Source organism: Oribacterium sp., assembly GCF_057249185.1.
In genome coordinates this window covers 1-10,087 of the sequence record NZ_DBHIGR010000072.1, presented here as the reverse complement: position 1 = coordinate 10,087, position 10,087 = coordinate 1, and the positions used below count along the sequence as shown (strand labels likewise).

Annotated in this window: 9 protein-coding genes; 3 read left to right on the top strand and 6 right to left on the bottom strand. The window is 41.5% G+C overall.

What is annotated here, in order from left to right; genetic code table 11:
- The first annotated feature begins 457 nt into the window (after positions 1-457).
- Positions 458-1,399: a peptide-methionine (S)-S-oxide reductase MsrA gene (gene msrA, locus ACO4PX_RS05625; protein ID WP_485571923.1), complete on the top strand. Its 942-nt coding sequence runs from the start codon at positions 458-460 to the stop codon at positions 1,397-1,399.
- A 180-nt stretch (positions 1,400-1,579) separates the two neighbouring features.
- On the opposite strand, the gene ACO4PX_RS05620 is transcribed toward msrA, so the two are convergent.
- The 6 genes from ACO4PX_RS05620 to ACO4PX_RS05595 form a co-directional block, all read right to left on the bottom strand.
- The gene (locus ACO4PX_RS05620; RefSeq protein WP_485571921.1) at positions 1,580-2,503 is read right to left on the bottom strand and encodes a dihydrodipicolinate synthase family protein; all 924 of its coding nucleotides are present in this window, start codon (positions 2,501-2,503) and stop codon (positions 1,580-1,582) included.
- A 177-nt stretch (positions 2,504-2,680) separates the two neighbouring features.
- Complete coding sequence (locus ACO4PX_RS05615; protein ID WP_485571919.1) at positions 2,681-3,712, bottom strand: ABC transporter ATP-binding protein; 1,032 nt, start codon at positions 3,710-3,712, stop codon at positions 2,681-2,683.
- A 4-nt stretch (positions 3,713-3,716) separates the two neighbouring features.
- Entirely contained in the window at positions 3,717-4,724 is a 1,008-nt protein-coding gene (locus ACO4PX_RS05610) for an ABC transporter ATP-binding protein (RefSeq protein ID WP_485571917.1), read from the bottom strand.
- A gap of 68 nt (positions 4,725-4,792) precedes the next feature.
- A complete protein-coding gene (locus ACO4PX_RS05605; protein ID WP_315365882.1) occupies positions 4,793-5,704 on the bottom strand; it encodes an ABC transporter permease in 912 nt (303 codons plus the stop codon).
- Between the two features lie 10 nt (positions 5,705-5,714).
- Positions 5,715-6,674, bottom strand: a complete 960-nt coding sequence (locus ACO4PX_RS05600) for an ABC transporter permease (protein WP_315365881.1) — start codon at positions 6,672-6,674, stop codon at positions 5,715-5,717.
- A gap of 75 nt (positions 6,675-6,749) precedes the next feature.
- On the bottom strand, positions 6,750-8,462 hold the full coding sequence (locus ACO4PX_RS05595; protein ID WP_485571915.1) for an ABC transporter substrate-binding protein: 1,713 nt from the start codon (positions 8,460-8,462) through the stop codon (positions 6,750-6,752).
- Positions 8,463-8,740: 278 nt separating this feature from the next.
- Between ACO4PX_RS05595 and ACO4PX_RS05590 the strand changes: the two genes are divergently transcribed.
- Together ACO4PX_RS05590 and ACO4PX_RS05585 are read left to right on the top strand one after the other, a co-directional pair.
- Positions 8,741-9,454, top strand: coding sequence for a FadR/GntR family transcriptional regulator (locus tag ACO4PX_RS05590; protein ID WP_485571913.1), 714 nt, complete (start codon positions 8,741-8,743; stop codon positions 9,452-9,454).
- 14 nt (positions 9,455-9,468) lie between these two features.
- Positions 9,469-10,087 (top strand): FAD-binding protein (locus ACO4PX_RS05585; RefSeq protein ID WP_485571911.1); only part of this gene is annotated, 619 nt, incomplete at its 3' end.

The window sequence follows — 10,087 nt, the reverse complement described above, 5'->3', positions numbered from 1 at the left end:
TCAAGAGGTTGATACAGTGTCGCTTTATTTCCCTCTAAGGAAAATGACGATATTTTCAGCTCTTTTTCCATTCCTATATTCTCCATTCCTATTTTTTCTATCTCTGCTTCCAACATATCCGGTTTCTATATCTATAGTTTCTACATCGCTGCTTCTGTAGCGCCGACCTCTGAATCTCAGATTCATACACATCCGGCTGCTGTATTTATCAAAGTATCATGCTCTAGATATTTTCTATACTATATCATGGTTTTCCTTTTCGGAATACAAATCTAAAAAAAGCCGGAAATCCCGGAGAATTTTGTAGATTGCCTTCTCATTTGTGCTAAAGTAAAAAAAGACTGCTAAAATCAAAACCATGATGTCTTTAGCAAATAGTCTGCTAAAAATTCTAGCTTTAATTTCAATGCCAGAACAGTTTTTCATGATAAACTCACTATAGGAGAAAGGAGTTACTATGCAGAAAACCATATATCTTGCAGGCGGTTGCTTTTGGGGGGTAGAAGCCTATTTTCAAAGAATTCCCGGAGTGCTCTCTACCTCTTGCGGTTACACCAACGGAAACAGCAGAAATCCCAGCTATAAAGAGGTTTGTCACAACAATACCGGCCATGCGGAAACCGTAAAAATCGACTATGACCCGGAGCGCCTGCCTTTAAAAAATCTTTTGCGCTATTATTTTCGGATAATTGACCCTACCAGTTTAAACAAACAGGGAAATGATGTGGGCACCCAATACCGCACCGGTATCTATTATGTAGAAGAAAAGGACAAAGAAATTATTCAGGAAGCTCTAAAAAAAGAGCAGGAACAGTACAGCTCTCCTTTGGTGGTGGAAGTGCTTCCCTTGGAAGCCTTTGACTCCGCGGAAGAATATCATCAGGATTATCTGAATAAAAATCCGGGAGGCTACTGCCACATCTCCCTTGCCCTGGCGGATGAGCCATTGATTGATTCAGAGCAATATCAGCCTCTTTCCGAAGAAGAACTACAGGAAAAGCTGACAAAAGACGAATACAATGTACTGGTGCATAGCGCCACAGACCGCCCCTTTGAAAATGTTTATTGGGATACCAATGCTAAAGGGCTTTATGTGGATAGAGCCACCGGAGAGCCTTTATTTTCCTCCAAAGACAAGTTTCACTCCTCTTGCGGATGGCCCAGCTTTGCAAAGCCCATTGCCGGAGAAGTGATCCGCTACCTAGAGGACAACAGTCTGGGAATGCGAAGAATAGAAGTCCGTTCCCAGGGTGGAGACTACCATCTGGGCCATGTCTTTCATGACGGCCCAAGAGAACTTGGGGGACTGCGTTACTGCATTAACTCCTCTTCTGTCCGCTTTATTCCCTATGAGGAAATGGAAAAAGAGGGGTATGGGGAACTGAAGAAGTATGTCTAGGAGATAATTTCTTATAGAACAACAAGAGGTCATGGGCTTCGCTTGCACCACCAATGAAGAACGAGATACTGCACGCTTGCGAGCCATACTCATTAAGAATCAAGAGAAGAAACCGACAAACTCGGCAGTCTGCCGGGATTTGTCGGTTTCTTCTTTTGGAACATATTTTACAGCTCTGTCTTAAATACCAAAAATATCCAACTCGGCAGTTTGATATTTTTCTTTGATTTTTATCAGCTCTTCTTTTAAAGCAGATAGCTCCTCCGCCTTATAGGTATAAAATGGTCTTCTGGAATATCCTGCTTCCAGTCCTCTCCACTGCATCATGCCGTGAAGGACAGAGGGAAAATCATACTTTAAGGCAGCGAAAATCACCTCATCCGCAATTTTTTGGAGCTTCATTCCTCCTTGAATATCACTTTCCTGAACCTTCTTAAGAATCTTCTTGTATAAATCCGGGAAAAGATTATAGAAGGATCCGATAATACCGTCTGCACCGGCACAAAGCCCGGAAAAAGCCATCTCATCACATCCGGAATAAATCATAAAATCTTTTCCAAGCTTTTCCTTTAAATATCCCATTTCATCATGGGATCTGGCAGTATATTTCAATCCTTGCACATGGGGAAGATCTGTTAATCTTAAAATCAGATCCATATCCATCAGGCCTGCCAACTGAATATTGTACACCACCATAGGAAGAGGAGTCGCCTCTGCAATATCTTTGTAATAACGATAAATATCTTCTTTGCTAAACTTCCAATAAAAAGGAGGTACAGAGGAAATGGCATCAGCTCCGGCTTCATAAGCGTATTTCGCCAGCTCTATAGATTTCTTTGTTCCAATATCTCCAACATGCACAATGACCGGAACTCTTCCATTCACTTTTTGGACAACAGTCTTTACCACAGCATTTCGCTCCTCCGCATTCATGGTAAAGCATGCACCCGTACTTCCGGTAAGATAAAATCCATCTGCCCCATGGTCTACCATAAAATCAACCATACGTTCCGTACAGGAAAGATCCACATTTTCCTCTTGATCAAAAAAACTGAGCATGGCAGGAATAACACCCTTAATATCTTTCATTGAAAACTTACTCATACGATTCTCCTTTATTACTTTGTTTCACTACATACTGTCTAGCTTTACTTTATTGCTTTACTTTATTGCTTTACTTTATTGCTTTACTTTATTGCTTTGCTTCATTGCCTACTTTCTAACTTTCCGTTATCACTTTATTTCATTAACTACTTTCCGGCTTTTCTTTATCAATTTAATTTATGACTTTGTTCCACTGCTTTGCCCTATTTCTTCGCTAATTTTATGGCAGCAAACCATATGCTCCCTTCCGTCTTTCACAATCACAGTGGGTTTCGGCACCTCTGTCTTACATCTTTCCATACATTCCGGACATCTTGGGTGAAAAGCACATCCGGAAGGAGGATTAACAGGACTGGGGACATCTCCCTGAAGAGGGATTCTCTTTCTTCTTTTGTGGATATCTGCAATGGGAATGGCGCTTAGCAAAGCTCTTGTATAGGGATGCAAGGTATTTTCAAACAATTCCTCCGTATCCGCCATCTCTACAATTCGGCCTAAGTACATTACCACGATGCGGTCACTGATATATTCCACCACTGATAAATCATGAGTAATGAACATATAAGTCAGTCCCCGTTCCATCTGAAGCTTTTTTAATAGTTGCAGAACCTGAGCCTGAATGGACACATCCAAAGCGGATACCGCCTCATCACATACGATAAACTCCGGAGAAACGGACAGAGCTCTGGCAATTCCGATTCTCTGTCTTTGCCCTCCGGAAAACTCATTAGGATACCTATCCATATACTCCGGTGGCAAATTGACAGCTGCTAAAAGTTCTGCAATTTTCTCTTTTCTTTTCTTTTTACTTTTCTCCCCAAAGCGTAATAGAGGCTCTTGCATAGATCCAAAGATGGTAAAGGAAGGGTTCAGGGAGGAGTAGGGATCTTGGAAAACAATCTGCATCTTAGATCTTGCCTCATCCAAGTCTCTTTTCCCCATTCCCATCAGTTCCTTTTCTCCGTCTTCAAAGGAATAACGAATACTCCCTGCTGTCGGCTTAATCAGCTGTAAAATGCTTTTTCCTAAAGTAGTTTTTCCGCACCCACTTTCTCCTACTACGCCCAGTATTTCTCCTCTATAAATATCCAGACTGACATCATCCACTGCTTTCACATGTCCTACGGTTCGTCTGAAAACCCCCTTTTTTACGGGATAGTATGTTTTTAACCCATTTACTTTTATAAGAATATCTTTTTGATCTGCCATCTACTTAGCCCACCTTTCCCGTTAAACTGTGAAAGCATCTGCAGTAATGTCCCGGCTCCATCTGCACCTCCGGTGGCATTTCCTCCTTACACTGTTCCGTGGCAAATTCACATCTTGGTGCAAACTGACAGCCTTTAGGTCGATTATATGGATCCGGGGTAGAGCCTTTAATCGGCTGTAAATCCTGTTTTTTCCCCCTTCCCAAGACCGGAATAGACTGGATAAGTGCTTTGGTATAAGGGTGAGCGGAACGAGTTAATACCGCTTCCGCATCTCCACTCTCTACAATATTCCCCATATACATAACTGCCACATTGTCGGCAAGCTCCGCCACTACTCCCATGTCATGGGTAATCAGCAGGATTGCTGCATCTTTCTCATTTTTAAGCTTTAGCATCAATTCAAAAATCTGTGCTTGAATGGTCACATCTAAGGCGGTAGTAGGCTCATCCGCAATAAGCACCTTTGGCTGGCAACTCATAGCCATAGCAATCATGGCCCTTTGGCACATTCCACCGGAAAACTGGTAAGGATATTCATCGACTCGCTTTTCCGGAAGCGGAATTCCCATGTCCTTTAATAAACGAATGGATTGCTCTTTAGCCTCTGTTTTATTCTTTGCCATTTTGTGATATAAGAGGGATTCATTAATTTGGTAACCCACGGTAAAAACAGGATTCAAAGCCGTCATAGGATCCTGGAAGATCATAGAAATGCCGCTTCCCCGAATTTCTCGCATTTCTTTGCCTTTTCGTTTCAATTGATCGATTCTGATATCTTTCCCTTCATTGTAAAAATGAATTTCTCCCTTTTCTATTCTGGAAAGATCCGGTAACAAGCCCATAATGGCATTTGCCGTTACGGACTTTCCGCAACCGCTTTCTCCCACTATGCACATAATCTTTCCTTTTTCCAAGTTAAAGGACACTCCCCTAAGTACCTTGTTGCATCTTTCGTTATTATAAAAATTAACCTCTAAATCTTGGACCTTTAATAAAGTATTTTCACTCATAAATTTCTCACGCTCCTTGTTTGCTTAGATTATTTCACTATGCTTACACCGATAGTATTTGGAATAGTTTATCCTATCTGTGTCGGATCCGTCGCATCTCTTAATCCGTCACCGATAAAGTTAATTCCAATAACAAACAGCGTGACCACAATACCTGTCGGGAGCCATACCCACCAGGAATTTTTCAGAATCATAAGGTCTTGGGCAGCATTGAGAATATTTCCCCAAGTAGCCACCTCTAAAGGTACTCCCAGACCCAAGAAGCTTAGAGAAGCTTCCTGAAGGATAAACATAGCAGTAGAAAGCGTTATATTTACAAATATAGGTCCTATAGCATTAGGAAGCATATGCACAAATGCAATTCTCATACTTCCAACACCAAAGGCCTTTAAAGCCTGTACATACTCTTCTTCTCTGAGAGAAAGCATCTGAGATCTTGCCATACGGTACATGGAGGGCCAACCCGTAATGGAAAAGATAAAAATCAAATTCCATAAGCTTTGCCCTGTAATGGTCACTAAAATTAAAACCAAAATAATCTGAGGGAACGACATTAAAATCTCCGATATTTTCATAATGATACCGTCAAATAACCCACCCTTATAGCCTGCAACCGTCCCCAGAAAAACTCCTAAAACAGTAGCAATTAATGCACTGCCAAGTCCCACCTCTATGGATATACGACCGCCGTAAAGAATTCTTGCCCAAATATCTCTTCCTACCTTGTCCGTACCCATAATATGTGCTGCAGTGGGTGGGCTTAAAATATTTCGAAGATCTACTTTTGTGGAACTATAGGGTGTAAAAAGCGGTGCAAACACGCACAGGAAAATAATCAGAAAAAATATAATAAAGCCAAAAATCGACAATTTGTTGGCAAACAGTTTTCTCAGAGCACGATTCTTAATGCCTTTTTTGATTTGACCGGAATTTTCTCTTGCTAAGATTCGGTCCATCTTTCTATCCAGTGAACTTTTCATCTTAGACCTCCTAACTTAGTTTGATTCTGGGATCCAACATGGCGGTAATAATATCCACGATAATACTCGCCACTAAGACCATCAGCACACTGAAGAAACCGATAATCATAACCAATGGCGTATTCTGTGACCGAACCGCCGACACAAAAAGCCCACCTATTCCCGGCCACTGAAATACCTCTTCTACCACTACTGCTCCTCCGATAAGCATGGGAAGTCGGAATCCTACCAATACTACCACCGGAGTCATAGCCGCTCTAAGCCCATGCAGAAGATTTACCCTCCACTCAGGAAGCCCCTTACTTCTGGCTGTTTTCATATAGTCATGTCCCATAGAATCCAGCATACTGGATCTTCCATAACGCATTACACCTGCAGTCAAAGAAAAACCTAGAACCGTTGCCGGCATAATAAGATTCGGCAGTCTTTGCAAGAAACTTTGTCCGGCATAAGCCATACGTCCACCCACCGGAAGAATCCCCATATGCAAGGCAAAGGCATCAATAAAAATAAGTCCCAATAAAAACTGGGGAACAGCCACACCAATCATCCCTAAAACACTCAAAATCTGGTCCAGCAATGTTCCTTTTTTTAGGGCACAAATTACTCCCAGAAGAATTCCGAAAACAGAGGACATTACCAAAGCCGTAAATGTAAGCTCAATCGTTGCCGGAAGATGATTTTTCATCAAAGTAATTACCGGAACACCACTTTGCAAACTGTATCCGAAATCTCCATGTAACATCCCGGCCAGCCACTTTAAGTATCGCAAGAAAAAGGGATCATTAAGCCCCAGGGCCTCTCTCATGGCATTCAGTTGCTCCGGCGACATGGTAGATAAGGCATCCGGAGGAATCAAAAAATCGATAGCATCTCCGGGCATAAGCTCCATCCCCAAATAAATCAGAAAGCTTATAACTAACATCATCGGTATAAGCGTAAGAACTTTACGTATTATGTAATTTCCCATGAAAATCTCCTGATAAATACTGCAAAAATATGGCGGACCGTTCATTACGATCCGCCATATGACTATCTGCATTGATTACTTTATATTAGCCTCATGAGGGAACTGATTAATATAGAAACATCTGGTATATCTGATATTTGCCGATGTCACTTTCATACTGTCCATAGCCTCAATTGCCTTTGCATCTTCCGTAGACTTGCTCCAAGCATAATCAATCTTTCCTGCTCCCGCATTCTTTACAAGATTACCGTCATTTTCTCCACTGGCAAACATGTAAACAGTGTCCACGTTTCCGCTTCCCTTTTTATAGTATCCGTCCCATCTCTTTAGAGTAGCATAGTTGTTGAGAACAACCTCATCTACCTTGTATGGTCCGGAACCAATAGGTTTCTGCCAGAACTGATCCTGCTGTAAGGTTTCCGGATTAGCATTTTGCAAACAATGCTTAGGAAGTATAGGCCACTGAGAGAATACTGCTAAAGCATTGGCGGATACAGTGTCGAAGTTCACAGTGATCTTATTGCCATCTACTACAACGCCCTCTAAACTGTCTGTCTTTCCTTCCACAAAATCTGCAGAGCCCTTAATTGCCTTCACAACATCTGAAGCCACTGCATTGGTACCGGGGGTCTTCAACATAAGCTCCAAGGTGAACTTAACATCCTCAGCTGTAAGTGCCTCATCATCATGCCACTTCAGACCATCCTTTAAAACGAATTCAATGGTCTTATTATCTTCCGATACAGTATAAGACTCCGCTAACATTCCATCCGTGGGTGTTAAAGAGCTGTCCGCATTGATTAACTTGTCAAATACAAGCTCTGTACTAATCATATATCCCGGATTAACCATGGGGTACCAGAAAAACTCTTCCGGTCCGCCGTTAGTGTATAAGGTCTTATCCTCTCTATCAATCTTCCAGTCCAGAATATTCTTTTCATAGGAGAACTGATCATTTCCGAACTTTGTTCCTGCTGTATCCAACTTATTACTGGTATATATAAAGCAAACCTGATGGTACAAAGGCATAGCCAATACCTTTTCTGCAATAAATTCTTGGATTTTTGCAAATGCTTTCTTCTGGGCATCTGTATCCATCGTTGCATTGGACTCTGCAATTAATTCATCCAGCCCTTCCTGCTTAGGAACAGTGGAGTTGTTGGAAGCGGTAGAAGCAAAACGATTATAGAACTCACTTTCCGCCAAAGCCGCAACTGCTGCATAAGCCAAATCCCACTTTACTACGGACGGTCCCTTCTCCTTGTCTGTAGGAGGAACCCATAGTTGGGAGGCCAAGTCTCCCTCAAGCTTTCTAAACTTGGCTTTCACTCCGACTTCCTGCCAGTACTGGCCGATAATCGTCATCAAATCCACAGTCTGCTGATCATCATAGTAGTACACCACATCTAAGGTATAGTCTGCCGGCCAATTAGCCTCCTTCAATAATTCCTTTGCCTTTTCCGGGTCATACTTATACTCGGGAAGATTTGCATTCAACCAATCTCCGGGGGCGGTAAAGCTCTTTGCCACCTCTGCCTTGCCTTCAAAAATACTGTCCACAATGGTATCCATGTCAATGGCATAAGCCAAGGCTTGTCTCACCCTAACATCTGCCAGGGGTGTGCCCAAATCTTCGGAACTGCCGGCCTCTGTCTTTTCTGAAGACTGAGTCGCCTCAGAACTTTGACCGCTTTTAGCGGAATCATTTCCTCCCGCTCCGCAACCGAATAATGCGCCTGCCGCAAGCGATGCTGCCAATAGTAGACTCACTAAACTTTTCTTTCTCACAATCTGTAACCTCCCTTTCTTCTTGAACTTTGTAGTACAAATATTGTATAGCTTTATTTCTTTTGTTTGTCTTGTCCCAATATAGGATAAATATACAGGCTTTGTCAATGGATTTTTCTATACATATATACATATTTTTCATATTATCCAACTTATTTCTTTAATAATAGGGCAAAATAACCAGAATTGACTTTTTTTCATTTTTACGGTATTGTGTTCGTGTTTAAACTCTCATGTCAACTTTGTAGTACAAAGTTTTTGTGTAAGGGAAGTGCTTGATGCTTGAAGCCAGTGAAATGAAAAATTTAAAATCGCGCAAGCTGTATTTGCAAGTTTATGATGAAATAAAAAATTATATAGAGGAAAATCATTTAGTCCCCGGAGATAAGCTCCCTTCCGAGATGAAGATGTGTGAGATGCTGGGGGTCAGTAGAAATGTTCTCCGGGAAGCCATCAAATCTCTGGAAATCACCGGTACCCTTTGCTCCACGCCGGGAGCCGGTATTGTTATTCAAGAATTTAACATTAACTTTTTCCTGAGAAGCCTGGTTTACAGCGTTAGGGATGAAAAGCAACTGTTTAAAGAGATAGAGGAACTTCGGAGAGTGTTGGAACTTGGTTTTGCAAAAGAAGCCTTTGGGAGCATTAGTCCGGAAAGCTTGGAACAACTTCGCAAAGAAGTCGAAAATATGGAAGAAATCTTTAGCCAGATTAAAAAATCTCACTCTTCCGTATTCGGTATAAAATTCGCAAAATCGGATGCCGCATTTCACAAGATTCTTTTCCAATCTGTAGACAACAGTATGTTGAAATCCATTATTGAATTCTTCTGGGCCTGTGATAAGTATTACAATATAAAAACCACCCATCACAACATAGAACTCACAGTGGAAAAGCACGAAAAAATCTATACTGCCCTTCAAGAAGGAAATTATGAAAAATATATGGAAGCTATGAAACTGCATTTTCAAAACGGATATTCTAAAGGATAAAAGGAAGTATACTTATGGAAATAAAACAATCTAATTCGCAGTATGACATTATCGTTGTAGGAACAGGATTAGCCGGTATACGAGCCGCAGTAAGCTCCGCAAATGCCGGAAAAAAAGTTCTACTGATTTCCTCTTCAAAACTTTGTTCCGGATCCAGCTTCTATCCCCTGATGGACACTCTGCATTGTCTATGCACTGCAGGACCGGAAGATAAAGAATTGTTCTATCAAGATATTCGGGATTGCAGTCAGCAGATGAATGACCCCTGGATGGGAAGATATTATATAGACCATATAGAAGAATGTATTCAAAATCTTCCGGATACCGGTATTGATGTGCATAAACTTCCGGAAAAAAAGATTGCCTGTTTTGGTCATACCTATAGAGACTTATATTATTGGAAAAACTGGGAAGCAATTCGAAAAAACGTCTATGATACTCTTGCTCAAAATGAAAATATCAACCTTTTAGAGCACACGGATTTAGTCCATCTTGTACTTTCCGGAAAGCGAATATCCGGAGCTTTGCTCTTAAATAAGGAAGGCCTAGAGCACGTCGCCACAAAAGCAGTGATTCTTTCCGGCGGAGGAATGGGAGGGCTTTATCTTCATAATCTTAATACTGCAGATGTGT